The following is a 15,398-nucleotide window of genomic DNA, read 5'->3' as shown; positions in this document are numbered from 1 at the left end:
GAGACGAGAGCAACCATGGTCTTTCTCGAACATCTCTGGATCGTCCCGCTGCTACCCGCGCTCGGCTCGGCCTGCATGCTGCTGTTTGGACGAAGACTCGCCAAGCCGCTGGTGAACGCCATTTGCGTGGGCGCGGTGGCCGTGGCCTTTCTGTGGAGCGCCGCTGCCGTGTGGCAGTTCACGCACAGCAGGCAGCCGCGCTTTGAGCAGGTGCTGTTCACGTGGCTCGGCTCGGGCGCAGGCCGGCTGGCCTTCCCGCTCTACGGCGGAGGCGCAGCGCAGTTCGTGGTCGACGCCGGCGTACTGCTCGATCCGCTGAGCGCGATCTGGCTGCTGTTCGTCACCGGCGTCGGATTGCTCATCCACATTTACAGCACGGGCTACATGGCGCATGAGGGCGGCTACTACCGCTTCTTCGGCTACCTGAACCTGTTCATGTTCTCCATGCTCACGCTGATCCTGGCGAACAACTATCTCGTCATGTTCGTCGGGTGGGAGGGCGTGGGACTGTGCTCGTACCTGCTCATCGGCTTCTACTTCCACAAACACTCGGCCTCGACGGCAGCAAACAAGGCATTCATCACCAACCGCATTGGCGATGCGGGCGTGCTGCTCGGCTCGATGACGATCTTCTGGCTCTTTGGCACCTTTGACTTTGTGAAGGTGACCGAGCTGGCGCGGGCGCAATCCGCCACGCTGGCGGGCACGGCCATCATCACCTGCGCCACGCTGGCGCTGTTCGTGGGAGCCTGCGGCAAGAGCGCGCAACTGCCGCTCTACGTGTGGCTGCCGGACGCGATGGAAGGTCCCACGCCGGTCTCCGCCCTCATCCACGCGGCCACCATGGTGACCGCGGGCGTCTACATGGTGGCGCGCTCGAATGCTCTGTTTGTGCTGGCGCCGCAGACGATGAAGGTGGTGGCCATTGTTGGCGCGCTGACCGCGATTTTCGCAGCCTCCATCGGCCTGGTGCAGAACGACATCAAGCGCGTGCTCGCCTACTCCACGGTCTCGCAACTTGGCTACATGTTCCTGGCGCTCGGTGTGGGGGCCTTCACCGCTGGAGTCTTCCACGTCTTCACGCACGCGTTCTTCAAGGCGCTGCTCTTCCTCGGCTCCGGCTCCGTCATACACGCCATGAGCGGCGAGCAGGACATGCGGCTGATGGGCAACCTGCGCGGCAAGATCCCCGTGACCTTCCGCACCATGCTCATCGGCACGCTGGCCATCGCGGGCATTCCGGGCCTGGCCGGGTTCTTCAGCAAGGACGAAATTCTGTGGCAGGCATGGTCGGCGCATGATGGCGGCTTCCGCGCGCTGTGGTACGTCGCGTTCATCACAGCGCTGATGACGGCCTTCTACATGTTCCGGCTCATCTACCTCACGTTCTTCGGCACGGCGCGCATGTCGCACGAGGTGGAGCACCACGTGCATGAGTCGCCGCGCTCGATGACCGTGCCGCTGGTGGTGCTGGCCATCTGCTCGGTCTTTGCCGGATATCTCGGCGTCTCGCCCAGCATTGCGCGGCTGGTCGGCATTCACGGTGAGACCAACAAGTTTGAAGCCTTCCTTGCGCCGGTGTTTGAAAACACGGCCGAGCACGCAACCGTGGCGAAAACTGCGGAAGCCGCAGGCGAACACGCAACGCCCGCCGAGCCGAAGGAGGAAAGCTCTGCCGCCGAGTACCTGCTGATGGCGCTTTCGGTGGCGGCAGCCGGTGCCGGGTGGTGGTCCGCGCGACGCGCCTACGCCAATGCGAGCGACCCGGTGCGCGAACCGATTGCCATTGCCGCGCCGCCTGTCTATCGCACGCTGCTCAACAAGTATTACGTGGACGAGTTCTACGATGTGGCGTTCACGGGCCGCGCGGAAGTCGCAGGCGATGTGCGGCTGGGAGCGATTGGAGCGGGCGAGGCGCTATGGAAGTTCGACGCCAACGTGGTCGATGGCTCAGTGAACCTGACCGGCTGGCTGACGCGCATGTTCGGCTCGCTCTCGTCGCTGTGGGACAAGTGGATTATCGATGGGCTATGCGTGAACGGCCCTGCCTATGTGGCGCGCGCATTGTCGTATCCGGTGCGTTGGCTGCAGTGGGGCCTGTTGCAGTGGTACGCGCTGGTGATGGTGTTTGGCGTGGCCACGGTGCTCTGGTACTACCTGCTGCATTAGCCCGTTGCCTTCGGCACTGATGCCGGAAGGCTGGCACGAACTCTGTTGTTGAAGTGAATGGGATTGCGAGCGGAGAACTCCGCAGGAACGAACAGAAAATGTATAACCACATTCTCTCGATCATCTTGTTTACGCCGTTGGTGGGCGCAGCCGTGCTGCTGCTGGTGCCTGGCACAAATCGTGCCGCCGTTCGCTGGACTGCGAACCTGTTTGGCATGCTTGGCTTTGTGGTCTCGCTGCCGCTGGTGCCGTGGTTCTGGGCGCGCAAGGACCTTGCGGGCTTCCAGTTTGTGGAAGGCGCGCCGGGCAACTGGATCCCCACAATCGGCGCGGGCTATTACCTTGGCATCGACGGCATCTCGTTCCTGCTGATCATGCTGACCACGCTGCTCGGGGCCATCTCCATCCTCTCCTCGTGGACGGCGATTCAGGATCGCACCAAGGAATACTACGCATGGTTCCTGGTGCTGCAGACGGGCATGCTCGGCGTCTTCATGTCGCTCGACTTCTTCCTGTTCTTCGTCTTCTGGGAGGCGATGCTGGTGCCGATGTATCTGCTGATCGGCATCTGGGGCGGCCCGCGCAGGCTCTACGCGGCCATCAAATTCTTCCTCTACACGCTGGCCGGCTCCGTGCTGATGCTGATCGGCATGATCTTCCTGTACTACTTCCACCACTCGCAGACGGGCGTGTGGACCTTCAGCATTCCGGAGCTGTACAAGAGCGCGCCGCTTATTCCGCAGGTCTATGGCGGCGGACTGGCCACCATCCTGTTCTTCGGCTTCTTCCTGGCCTTCGCCATCAAGGTGCCCATGTTCCCCTTCCACACCTGGCTGCCGGACGCGCACGTGGAAGCGCCCACGGCAGGCTCGGTTATTCTGGCCGGCGTGCTGCTAAAGATGGGAACCTACGGATTGATCCGCTTCTCGCTGCCCTTCTTCCCCAGCGTGGTGCATGAGCCGCGTGTGCGCGGCCTGCTGGTCGCGCTCTCCATCATCGGCATCCTCTACGGCGCGCTGGTTTCGCTGGTGCAAAAGGACATGAAGAAGCTAGTGGCCTACTCTTCGGTCAGCCACCTCGGCTTCTGCACGCTCGGCATCTTCGCCCTGAACGGGCCAGGGCTGGCTGGCTCGGTGCTGCAGCAGATCAACCACGGCATCTCCACCGGCGCGCTGTTCCTCATCGTCGGCATCTTGTACGAGCGGCGTCACACGCGCGAAATCAGCGAGTACGGCGGCATCTCCAACGTGATGCCCGGCTACGCGACGGTGGCGCTCATCATGTTCCTGTCATCGATGGGTCTGCCGCTGCTCAACGGCTTTGTCGGCGAGTTCACCATTCTGCAGGCGGCATATATCGCCAATTGGCGCTGGGCGGCGTGGGCCGTGCCCGGCGTGGTGCTGGCTGCAGCGTACCTGCTGTGGCTCTACCAGCGCGTCTTCTTCGGCAAGGTGGAGAACCCGAAAAATGAGCACCTGGCCGACCTGACGCCGCGCGAGTGGGCAACCTTCCTGCCGCTGATCGCGTTGGCCTTCTGGATTGGTCTCTATCCGAAGCCGTTCTTCGCCATTCTGGACCAGCCGGTGACGGCCATTGTGAAGCAGATTGAGCAGCCGCCGGTGCCGATCAAGCCAGCGGCTCCGGTAAACGCGCAGGTGGTGGTTTCCACCGCGCAGACCGCACAAACCAACTCGGGGGCGAAATAAGCGATGACCTCGGCCGGACTCTTCGCCACCGCGTTGGTGCCGTTCAGTGCACACGACTATCGCCTGGGCGGGCCGATGATTGTGCTGACCATCTTCTCGCTCGGTATCCTGTGTTTCGACCTGTTTCTGCCGCGCGAGCGCAAGCAGTGGAGCGCGGCTCCGGCGCTGCTGGGGCTGGCCGCTGCCGCCTACTCGACATGGCGCATCCAGTGCGTGCTGCCCGCCAGCGGCGAACCGCTGCGCGCATTCTTTGGCTGTCTGGTGCTCGACCCGTTCGCGGTCTACTTCTTCTACCTGTTTCTGGCGGGAGCAGCCATCTCCGTGCTGATCTCTGTTCGCTATTTGGAGATTGAAGGCGAAAACCACGGCGAGTTTTATGCTCTGGTGCTGTTCACAGTCATTGGCATGATGTGCCTGGCTGCGGGCGCCGACCTGGTGCTGCTGTTCATCGGGCTGGAGCTGATGGCGATTTCGTCGTACATCCTCGTGGGCTTCCTGCGCAGCGACAAACGCTCGAACGAAGCCTCACTGAAGTACCTGCTGCTCGGCGCGTTCTCCTCGGCCATCTTCGCCTACGGCCTGTCGATTCTCTACGGCGTGAGCGGCTCCACCAGCCTGCCGGAAATCTCCCGGGCACTGGCCGCGCGCGTGGCCGTGAATCCCAAGGACCCGTTGGTGGTCCTTGCTCTGCTGACCACGCTGGCAGGACTGCTGTTCAAGGTCGCAGCCGCGCCCTTCCACATGTGGGCGCCCGATGTGTATGAAGGCGCGCCAACCAGCGTGACCGGCTTCCTGTCGGTCTCGGTGAAGGCCGCGGCCTTTGCGCTGATGCTGCGCTTGCTGCTGGACGGCATGGCGCCGCTGCGCGCATTGTATGTACCCATCATCGTGGTCACCGCCGTGGCGACGCTGGTGGTGGGCAACCTGGCGGCGCTGACGCAGACCAACACCAAGCGTCTGCTGGCCTATTCGTCGATCTCGCATGTGGGCTACATGCTGCTGGGCCTTGTGGCCAGCGACGGACTGGCGAACCGCACCGGCATCAAGGGCATTCTTTTCTACCTGCTCGTTTACACCTTCATGAACCTGGGCGCGTTCACGGTCATCACCTCGCTGCGGCGGCGCAACATCATCGGAGACAGCCTCGAAGACATCTCCGGACTGATGCAGAAGGCCCCGCGCGAGGCAATGCTCATGCTCATCTTCCTGCTCTCGCTGGCGGGAATTCCGCCGCTGGCAGGCTTCTACGGCAAGTACTTCATCTTCCTGGCGCTGGTGGAGACGGGCCACTACGCGCTGGCAACTGTGGCGGTGCTGTTCGCCGTGCTCGGCCTTTATTACTACCTGAAGATCGCCAACGCCATGTTCATGCGCCCGGCGGTGGACGCCGAAGCCCCCAGCACCCCGCTGACGCTTGGCTTCGCGCTGTGGCTGACCGCGGCGGCCACGGTGCTGATCGGCGTTTTCCCCAATGTGTTCATCCGCGCCGTCGACTGGTCGGTGGCCTGCTGTGGAGCGCTGAACGCCGTGGGGCTGCGCTAACCCGGATTCGCGGAGGGTCTGTTCGTGAAGAAGCCGCGCATCGTTGCCCGGCGATGAGAACGACGGACACAGTCACCGCGTAGTTGATCGAAAACACCGCGCAGCCCTTCCATATTCATTGACGTAGTACGAAAGTGTCTGCGGAATTGCCTGCCTTGCTGGTGAACGCTTCCTACGCATGTTAGATTGAGGAGAAGGAAGGAGCCGCGCCGATGCGCCGCGCTCCCGTTCTTATTCCTGACGGCAGGAAGACTCGCAACACGCAGTGGGGCAATCTCCAGCGTTGGACCTTGCCTGGGCGCGGCGCCTGCCACGCGCCGGGAGCAGATGTGAGCACAGAGAAGACTGCAATCATCATCGGCGCAGGCCCCGCGGGCCTGACCGCCGCTTTGGAATTCCTCCGCCGCACCGGCGTCAAGCCCATCGTTCTGGAAGCCAGCCACGAGATTGGCGGCATCTCCCGCACCGTGCAGTACAAGGGCAACCGCATGGACATTGGCGGGCATCGCTTCTTCTCCAAAAGCGACCGCGTGATGAACTGGTGGCTGGAGATCATGCCGCCGGAAGCCACGGCCGATACCGAGCACGCTTTGCGGTACCACAATCAGCAGCGCACGCTCGAAGGCGGCAGCCACGGACTCGATCCGAAGACCGACGACATCGTGATGCTCGTCCGCCCGCGCAAGAGCCGCATCTACTTCCTGCGTAAGTTTTTCGATTATCCCGTCACGCTCTCGGCGCAGACGCTCGGCAACCTCGGTCTGGTGCGTACCGTCAAGGTCGGCGTCAGCTACATCTGGACGCGCCTGTTCCCCATCAAGCAGGAAAAGTCGCTGCAGGACTTCTTTATCAACCGCTTCGGCGTGGAGCTTTACCGCACGTTCTTCAAGTCCTACACGGAAAAGGTGTGGGGCGTACCGTGCGAGGAGATCAGCGCGGAGTGGGGCGCACAGCGCGTCAAAGGCCTTTCGCTCACCAAGGCCATCGCACACTTTTTGAAGAAGACCTTCGGTCCCAAACAGAGCGGCGGCATCGGCCAGAAGGGCACGGAGACCTCGCTGATTGAGAAGTTCCTTTACCCGAAGTACGGCCCCGGCCAGCTTTGGGAGCATGTGGCCGACAAGGTTGTGGAACAGGGTGGCGAGGTGCTGAAGGGCTGGCGTGTGACGCGTCTGCACGTCGAAGGCAACCGCGTTGTCTCCGTGGAAGCCCTCAGCGACAAGGGCGAGACGCGCACCTTCACAGGCGATTACTTCTTCTCTACCATGCCGATTCGAGAACTCATGCAGTCGCTTGACTGCCCGGTTCCCGCCGACGTGAAGGAGGTCAGCGATGGGCTGCTCTACCGCGACTTCATCACCGTCGGACTGCTGGTGAACAAGCTCTCGGTCAAGGAGAAGGACGGGGCGCTGCTCAAGGACACCTGGATCTACATTCAGGAGCCGGATGTCACCGTGGGACGTTTGCAGATCTTCAACAACTGGAGCCCGTACATGCTCGCCGATCCCGACAAGGTCTGGATTGGGCTGGAGTACTTCTGCTACGAGACGGACCCGATCTGGAAGCTGCCCGAGGCTGACATGGCGAAGTTTGCCATCAGTGAAGTGGCGAAGATTGGCATCCTGAAGGCTGAGGACGTGCTCGACAGCCACGTGGTGCACGTGCCCAAGACCTACCCGGCGTACTTCGGCACTTACGACCGCTTCGACACCATCAAGGACTACGTGAACACCTTTGAGAACCTGTACCTGGTGGGCCGCAACGGCATGCACAAATACAACAACCAGGACCACTCCATGCTCACGGCCATGACCGCCGTCGATAACATCGCCGCCGGCATCACCAGCAAGGAGAACCTCTGGAAGATCAACACCGAGTCCGAGTATCACGAGGAAAAGCAGGGCGAGGCACAGCAATCCGCCGCGCAGTAGCCGTCATTCGCGTGCCTGAAATGAAAAGCCTCACGCTCGAAGCGTGGGGCTTTCATTTGCGCTCAAACCGGGCTTAGTAGCCCATATACTGCGCGTGAACGTACTGGCCGGTGTAGATGTTGTAGACCAGGTACCATCCCGGATGGTCCGGGTCGTCGTAGACGACGAAGTCCTCGCCACAGCTCCAGCACCAATCCGATGCCAGCGGCCAATCCCACGCTGCAACCTCAAAGAAGAAGCCGCCGTTAAACCAGAAGCGGTGCATGCCGAGGTCGTAGCGCACCACGTTATAGCGATACTGCGGCCCAAAGTGCTCGAAGCGGCCATGCTGATACGGGCGATCCAGACGGAAGCGGCGATCGTTCGGGCGATCGTGTCCGTACCAGCGGTCATTCGAAACATGCGGCGTGTTGTTTACCCAACGCCGATCAGGCTGTTGCTCCTTCTCCGGACGCATCTTCTGCGGGCGCGCTTGTGGAGCCTGCGGAATGCGTCCCTGATTTGCGCGGGGCATGGCGCGATCACCGCCCATGTTGCGCTGCTGCTGCGGTGCCGCCTGCGGCGCGCGTCCTTGGCTCTGCCCCTGATCGCGATGCCCTTCCTGGCCTCGCTGCGCCCACATCGAGACGGGCAGGATCAGACTGAATGCGGTAAGCATCAACCAACGTGATTTCATAATCCCCTCCCGGACAGGAATCATACTCTCTGTCCGACCACACAGGCATGAACCCGCCCCGGTGCGGCAAGTTCCTCGGGAACGCCTTCCGCAGGCACCTCTTTACAAAAGTAAAGGGAGGCCCGAAGGCCTCCCTCTGGTATGTGCCAGATACCGTGCTAGTTGCTCACAGTAAAGACCGTGGACTGGGTGGTAACCACGCTGTTGACCGTGGCCGTGGAAGTTACCGTGAAGCTGTAGCTGGAGCTTGGGGTAGGGGTGCTACCGCTGCCTCCGCTGCAACCGGACATCACGGCCAGGGCCGCCGCCATCAAGCAGAGCAACAGGGCCGCACGCGTGCGGCGCCGCACCCCACCCAGCGAGAAGAGGAACACTCCGCCGAGCATGATGCCGCCCGTCGTCTTCCAGGGCACCGCCGGCGCGTGGTTTGCCGAAGTGCTGCGCGTCGGAATGGTGTAGCTGATGCTGCCGCTTGCCGCGCCCGAAGCCAGCGAGACGCTGCCGGTGCTGGTTGAGGTCGGCGTGCAGCTTGCTGCGGTCGAGTTCGACGTGCAGTAGTAGGTGACGGTTCCCGTGAAGCCGTTGCCCGGCGTAAAGATGATGCTGGTGGTGCCGGTGCCGCCGCCGTTCAAGGTCACCGCAGAGGACGTGGGTGCCGCCGTAAAGGCGGCGCTTGCCGTCACGGTCAGTGCCGCCGAAGTACCGGAGCCGTAGTTCGCATCCCCGGCGTACTGCGCCGTAATGCTGTGGCTGCCGGTGGTGGTGGGCGTGTAGCTCACCGTGCCCGTCAGCACCAAGCCGCTGGTGCTGGTGGTGGCGCTGCCGATGGAGGTCGATCCATCGTAGAAGGTGATGACGCCGGTCGGAGCCGTGCCCACCGTGCTGTTGCCGGTCACGTTCACGCTCAGCGTGGTCGAGGTGCCGGCCGCCACGGTCGTCGAAGCCGCCGTCGGCGTCGAGATGGTCGGCGCAGCCGCGGTCACCGTCAGTGAAAGCACGCTGCTGCTCGCCGAGGAGTACTTGCTGTCCCCCGCGTAGGTCGCCGTAATACTCTGCGTGCCGGAAGCCGTGGGAGTGTAGCTGTAGGTGCCGGTCAGCACCACACCGCTCGTGCTGGTGGTGGCCGTGCTCAGAGCAACTCCGCTCTTGTAGAAGGTGATGGCGCCGGTCGGAGCGCCAACTCCGCTGGTTCCCGTCACGGCCACGCTCAGCGTGGTCGAATTCCCCAGCGAAACCGGATTCGACGTTGCGGTGGGCGCAGCGACGTTCGGGGTGCCGCTGTAAACCAGCAGCGCCGTGGAAGTCGAAGTCGCCGCCGCGTAATTCGTGTCACCGCCGTAGATGGCGATGATGCTCTGCGTGCCGACCGTGGACGGCGTGTAGGTGTAGCTGCCGCTCAGCACCAAGCCGCTGGTGCTGGTGGTGGCCGTACCCAGTGCCGTACTGCCGTCATAGAAGGTGATGGTGCCGCTCGGAGCCGTACCCACCGCAGTGTTGCCCGTCACCGTCACGGAAAGCGTGGTCGCATTGTCCACCTTGAGCGGCGTGGTGCCCACCGTCGGCGTGCTGATTGTCGGGCTGGGCAGCGCGCTGGTGCTCACCGTAACTTCCAGCGGCGAGCTGACGCCGGCAATGTAGTAATTGTCGCCGCTGTAGTGGGCGGTGACGGTCACCGTGCCCGCGACGGTCGGCGTGTAGCTCAAAGTGCCGGTCAGCGCGTAGGTGGAGGAGTTGCTGCTGGTGGTTGCCGTACCCAGCAGCGTGCTGCCGTTGTAGAAGGTGATGGTGCCGCTCGGGGTACCGAGGGTGCTGTTGCCGGTCACCGTTACCGAAAGCGTGGTGGTGTTATTTGGCTGCACCGGGTTGGTGGAGGCCGTTGGCGCCGAAACCACGGGCACTGCAAGGTTGGCCACCGCTGCCGCAAAGTTGGTGATGTTCACCGAGCCCAGGCCTGTCGCCAGGTCGTAGCCCGTGGTGGTGGTGAACGCCGGAGTGCCACTGCTGGCCAGCACGCCATAGGTGCTGCCGCTGGTGAGGCTGCAATTGTCGCTGCCTGCCGTGCAAGGCACAGAGTTGTTGCCGGTCACCACGTCATGGAAGATGCAACCCGTGGTCTCGCTGGACGAGAGCGACGAGGTGCAGCGATTGCCGCTGATGGAAGCCAACTTGTAAAGCAGGTAGTTGACGTTGCCAAAACGCTGGGTGCCAGCTTTCTGGCTCACCAAAGCAAGCGCGCCGGCAAAGGCAGGGGCTGCCGCCGAAGTACCGCCAGTTACCCATAGCCCCGGAGTGCTCCCGGATGGCGAATAATAAATCATGTAACCGGTAGTGGATGTTGAAGTCGAGGACTCTGCGAGGAATGAAACATCCGGAACATCGCGGACACCGTCGCTCGGCACACCAGTTCCCGTCTGCCAGCTCGGCTTGCTGTACCCAGCAGTGCAATTGACGTAATTACCGGAAATTGTCCAGGTGGCGCAGTTACTCCGTCCACCGGAGCCAGCCCACAACTCAAGGTCTCCGTAGACTAGCGTGTACTGCGTGTGTTGTACGGCGCTGGCGCAAACGGTGAGGCTGCCGGTGGCCGCCTGGTAGGCACAGGAATCATTCCAAGTCATCTCGGGAATGTAGCTGAGTGCGGAAACATACTTCAGTCCCGTGCTATCGGTGCTGTTGCTGGCATTCCAATAGGTGGTATTGCTGCTCAGAGCCTGAAAGTCCGTGCCGCCCACTGCGACGTTATAAGGCGTCGAAGCCAGACCGCTGACAGCCAGACCGCCATCACCGTTGGTCGCCGAGTCAGAGTAGTACTCGCTGCTCGGATCGGTGCAGCCAGCCGAGCCGTTGTCACCAGCCGAGACGATGACGGTAATGCCCTGCGCCGCCGCCTGCTGCCATAGAGAATTGAAGAAGCTATTTGTGACCCACGGCTCGCAGCTGCCGTAGCTCTCGCTCATAATGTCGGCCAGGTCATTGTCGACAATGTACTGCGCAGAGATGTCCACGCCATCCGCGGTGTTGGTGCTGCTTGCGGAATACAGGGTGACGCTCGCGCCCGGCGCAACGGCACTGGACCACTCAACATCGAGCGTCGATTCCACAACATCCCCGGAGACGATGCCGGGATCAGTCGTTCCAACCGTCACATAATTGAAATTGCCGCCGCTATCAACGGTATTCAGACCGAAGTAAGTGCGAAAATTAGTAACGTCGGACTGGGTGATGTTGGAACGTCCAACGATGCCGATTTTGACGCCCGAACCGGTGACGCCGCTGGCCAGCAGCGGTTTGGACCCATAGATAATGGAGAAATCTCCTGGCCCAAGGCGGTTTCGCCCGCTACTTGCGTTGTAGTACGACGCTTTGATCCCTTGAGAATTCTCGTCTGCCGGGCCGATCAAATGCGAATGATTTCGCCGAGGATAGTTGTTCAGCGAAACGAAGCTCTGAACCACTCCGGCCATTGCCACCGGAATCTGCGGGTCGCCCGTGTTGGCGACAAACTTCGTGCTTCCCACCTTGTAGTTATGCAGTGAGATGTTGAAGGCGCTGCGCAACTGGGCGGTGGTGCCGGAGAACGGAATCAGCATGCGGCTGTTGGAGGCCGCGCCGACCGTGAAGCCCTTGCTCGTGAGCCAGGAACGGATGGCGGCAATGTCACTGTCGCTGGCGCCGAACTTCTCGCCAAATTCCGCCGGAGTCAGCCACTTGTGATAGTTGGCGGAGGTCGAGTCCTGCTGTTCGGCGAGCAGCTTCTGCAGCGCCTGCTCCTGCGCATCGGTACGCGAGAGCAGCAGCATGATGGTGCCGGTCTCGGCGGAGTCGTCCAGTGCTCCCTGGTCGTATTGATCGCGCGCCAGCGGGAATCGATGGCCTGTGAGGGTCACGCGCTGGCTGTCAACAATGGCGCTGGTGATGCGTTTCTGCGGGCTCTGGGCAAAGGCTGCGCCCAAGCCAAGCATCAGAACCAGAACAAACACGAGGGCCTGACGGGAAAGGGCGATGCGGTGGTCGGGACTTGAAGACATTGGCGGTTCTCCATGCAGTAAGCCGCGCTCAAGGCGCGAAAACGGTGTTGGCTTGCTTTTTGATGCGCCGGAGGACGGCTGCGTATCAACTTCCCTTCCGGCTTTCACTGTTAGACCGCGAGCAGATAAAAACGTCTTATGCAACTGGATGAGAACAATAACGCGCACTCATGAATGCGAGAATTCTACGCTGAAGAATGCGCCGAACCAACAGCGGAGGTGGCGTTTTTTTCGCACGTGTGAAGGAACCTGCACTCAAAAAGAACGGCTGGCATGGCGCCAGCCGTTTCCTGTAACAAATTGTTAAGCGTCCCGCCGTGCGCTAGAAGGCGCTCCAACTGAACTCGTTGATGTAGAACGACGACAGTGTGGCCTGCGTCGAACTGGTGGGATTTGTTATGGTCGTGGTGCCCGTCACAATGTGTGAACCCTGGTTACGCAGGTTCGTGTCGTAATTGATATGACCGCCGCCGGTGATGCCGACCGTGTTTCCGATGACGGCGCCGTAAATGTTGCCGTTGCCATCAAATTTAATCGGCGCATTGGGCGCGTAGATGGTGGCAAACACCGCGTTGCTGGAAATGCTGCCAATGTGAACCGTCTTCGTCCCGTTGTAGATGAACGTCAGGTTGTTTGGGTCACCGCCCTGGTTGGTCTTGGTGCCGCCGGTGAAGTTGATCGGCGTCGTGGAGCCGGAGCCATTCAGAATGTAAATCTGCACCGGGCCCGCCGGGCTGATGGTAATGGAGGCGCCGGCCGTCATGGTGAACGTGTCGAAGTAGTAGACGCCGGGTTGCAGTGTCACCTGCGTGGAAGACGCGAACGTAACCTGCCCATAACTGACGTTACTGGGAGGCAGGGTAAAAGCGCCGCCCGTGGCCCACACACCGTTGCATCCGCCGTTATAGCTGCATGCGCTGGTATTGTTCACCGTGGGTGCCGTGGACGGCAGTACTGCGGAAGGATAGGTGGAGCTGCCATACGTAGCAGGCAACTGAGAGACCTTATCTGAGCAACTCGCAGTGCTGCCGGCGGTGGTGCAACCGAAACCATTGCTGCCGGAGTTATCCATGTTCACGGCGTAAGGCCAAGTGGAGCTGCACGCCTCGGCGACGGCGTTGTTCGCGTTCCAATACGGCCAGGTCGGGCCGCCGGAAACGCCGTAGGGATAGTACGTGCTGGTGCAACTGCCCTTCTTGGAGCAGTTCCCCGCGCTCGGATCGCCGAGATTATAGTTGGGCGCGTAGATATTGCCATAGACCATCATGCTGTTGTGCTGATACACATTGCCCAGCGTACCGATGTCGCCGTTGGTGTAGCTCAGGGTCGGGCTGGCCACGCCCGCCTGCGAGCTGGAGTTGTAGCTCGCGGTGCTGGAGCCTCCGGAAAGCTCAATGGCATTACACCCCTTGCTGTTTGCAAAAGCGCCAAAATTGTACTGAGCGTTGATTGGAACAGTCGTGGTGCTAGTCGCGGGGGGAGTAGATGATGTACTAGAAACTTCCTTATTCGCCACCGTCAACACCACCTGCACGTTGGCCTGTTTGACTCCGCCGACGCTGCCCTGCGAGATGATCTTCCAGGAAGTGACCCACTGTGATGATCCCAGAAGTGACGCGTCATACGTTGCAGTGAGCAACTGCGCCGCCACCCGGTAGGTTGGGTTGTTTGGCACGGCGGAAAACAGCGAGGTAACGTTGCTCAGGGCTGCGAACTGCGAATCGTAATTCGTACCGGCCAAGCTATCAATCGCGGCGAAGGTATCGGTTACACCACTGATTCCAGGGTTTGTACTCGTGGAATTGGGCGCCAAGACAACGCAGTGAGCAGCGTTGTCTGCGCAAGTACCCACGCCCACACCCACACCGGTCGGGTAAAACGTCACTGGAAATGTGGTGAGATCGAACCTACTTCCATTCCACACTGGCGTCAGCGCATCCGAAGTGCCCGGTTGCATATTCATCTTCAGCCAGTACACTGCCCGTTGTGCACCGGCCTCCGCCAGGTACCGCGCCTGCGAGGTGGCACGGTAGTTTGCCGAACTCCATATCTGGGACTGCGTGGAGTACATGAGCCCCGCCGCCAGTGTTGAAAGAATCAACAATGAGAACAAGGCAATAATGAGCGCAGCGCCACTCTCCGCATTACGAGGAACGCGGCGGCCGCGAACGGGAGGACTCCATCTACGCATTTTCATTGGGCACTCTCTTTACTCTCCCAAGCTGTCAAACGCATCAAACAACTGCTGGGGAATAGCCAGGAAACTGGATCGGTCACTCATACCCGATTGCACGATGTTATAGGCCGCAAGAATGTTACGCGGCTGTATGTTCATGAACGACTTGGTGACGACAATTGGCTTGTTGGTGGCCGGGTCGACGTGCAGGGACCGCGCAACCAGCGTGATGCTGACACTTACCACCATGCTGTCATACGAATTGGAATGGGGGTCGTAATAATCAAAGCGGCAGCCATCCGCGGCTGTTGGCGAAGCAGTTGTGGCCACGCGCACATTTTCCAGCATGGTGGTGGTGGCGGTGCTGGCGCTCCCCCCTTTGGGCACGAACGAATCGGAGGCGGACGAGTAAACGTATTCCGTGCGCGTCAGCGGTCCCCATTGTGAGCCGTCGCTGTCAGTCGTCAGGCCTGAGTCGCCCGCGGCGGGGCAACGATATGCGATAAGCACCAGCGAATTGTTCCCGTCGATATCGCCAAACAAGCGCAGCGAATGGTCACTGTAGGGATTAACCTCCGGCGACACCACCCCTTGCGGGTACACCCCGTGCCAGTAAATTCTGGCGCCGCTGCTGTGGTCCTTCCGGAATACTGCCGTGATCTGGCCGGAGCCTGGCGTCGTGGATGACTGCACATCCGTCAACGTAATGATTTCGCTGTTAGCTCCGGAATCGATGATGACCGAAGGATACCCTCCCGCAGGGGCTGAGCCCTGGGGAAGATAGGTGATCATTCCGGTCAGCGGATTGGAAGTCGTGTTGCTTCCGTTGTAGAACGTGACGTAGATCGTCTGCGCGTTATTCTTATCGCCAGCAATAGCTTGGCTTGTCTTCACCAGCGAAAAGGCGCCGGCATCCCCTTGAAAGACGCCATTTTGCTGCGTGCCGGAAGGTGCCAGCCCTGCCTGTCCAATCTCCTGCTGCATCAGTTCCAAGCTGGAGCGCAACTGATCGTTCAAGGCGGTTCGAATCTCCGACGCGCGGAAGTTCTTCTGCATGGCCGCCATGCCGCCCAGCATGGCACCGGAAAGGACCAGCAACACACCCAGACTGACTGTTAATTCCAATAGGGTAAAACCACGCTGGTCACTGCAACGAATTTTCATCATGCG

The 15,398-nt window shown here is 61.0% G+C and carries 8 protein-coding genes; 4 read left to right on the top strand and 4 right to left on the bottom strand.

Features of this window, described 5'->3' with window-relative positions:
* Positions 1-15 precede the first annotated feature (15 nt).
* From nuoL to AC6IZO_RS02635, 4 genes are all read left to right on the top strand, one after another.
* Positions 16-2,169: an NADH-quinone oxidoreductase subunit L gene (nuoL, locus tag AC6IZO_RS02650; RefSeq protein ID WP_497807732.1), complete on the top strand. Its 2,154-nt coding sequence runs from the start codon at positions 16-18 to the stop codon at positions 2,167-2,169.
* Positions 2,170-2,267: 98 nt separating this feature from the next.
* A complete protein-coding gene (locus tag AC6IZO_RS02645; protein ID WP_497807730.1) occupies positions 2,268-3,875 on the top strand; it encodes a complex I subunit 4 family protein in 1,608 nt (535 codons plus the stop codon).
* A 3-nt stretch (positions 3,876-3,878) separates the two neighbouring features.
* Entirely contained in the window at positions 3,879-5,417 is a 1,539-nt protein-coding gene (locus tag AC6IZO_RS02640; protein ID WP_497807728.1) for an NADH-quinone oxidoreductase subunit N, read from the top strand.
* Positions 5,418-5,746: 329 nt separating this feature from the next.
* The gene (locus AC6IZO_RS02635; protein WP_497807726.1) at positions 5,747-7,348 is read left to right on the top strand and encodes an NAD(P)/FAD-dependent oxidoreductase; all 1,602 of its coding nucleotides are present in this window, start codon (positions 5,747-5,749) and stop codon (positions 7,346-7,348) included.
* A gap of 73 nt (positions 7,349-7,421) precedes the next feature.
* Here the strand turns inward: AC6IZO_RS02635 and AC6IZO_RS02630 are convergent, their stop codons facing one another.
* The 4 genes from AC6IZO_RS02630 to AC6IZO_RS02615 form a co-directional block, all read right to left on the bottom strand.
* Complete coding sequence (locus AC6IZO_RS02630; RefSeq protein WP_497807724.1) at positions 7,422-8,024, bottom strand: hypothetical protein; 603 nt, start codon at positions 8,022-8,024, stop codon at positions 7,422-7,424.
* Between the two features lie 158 nt (positions 8,025-8,182).
* Positions 8,183-12,052 carry an Ig-like domain repeat protein gene (locus AC6IZO_RS02625; protein WP_497807722.1) on the bottom strand — a complete coding sequence of 1,290 codons (3,870 nt, stop codon included), beginning with the start codon at positions 12,050-12,052 and terminating at the stop codon, positions 8,183-8,185.
* Positions 12,053-12,374: 322 nt separating this feature from the next.
* A complete protein-coding gene (locus tag AC6IZO_RS02620; protein WP_497807720.1) occupies positions 12,375-13,793 on the bottom strand; it encodes a DUF7305 domain-containing protein in 1,419 nt (472 codons plus the stop codon).
* 468 nt (positions 13,794-14,261) lie between these two features.
* A complete protein-coding gene (locus AC6IZO_RS02615) occupies positions 14,262-15,395 on the bottom strand; it encodes a PilW family protein (RefSeq protein WP_497807718.1) in 1,134 nt (377 codons plus the stop codon).
* Positions 15,396-15,398 lie beyond the last annotated feature (3 nt).

It is taken from the genome of Oryzophilus luti (assembly GCF_059726245.1).
Note: the sequence above shows the minus strand (reverse complement) of the source record. Positions and strands in the feature narration are given on the sequence as shown.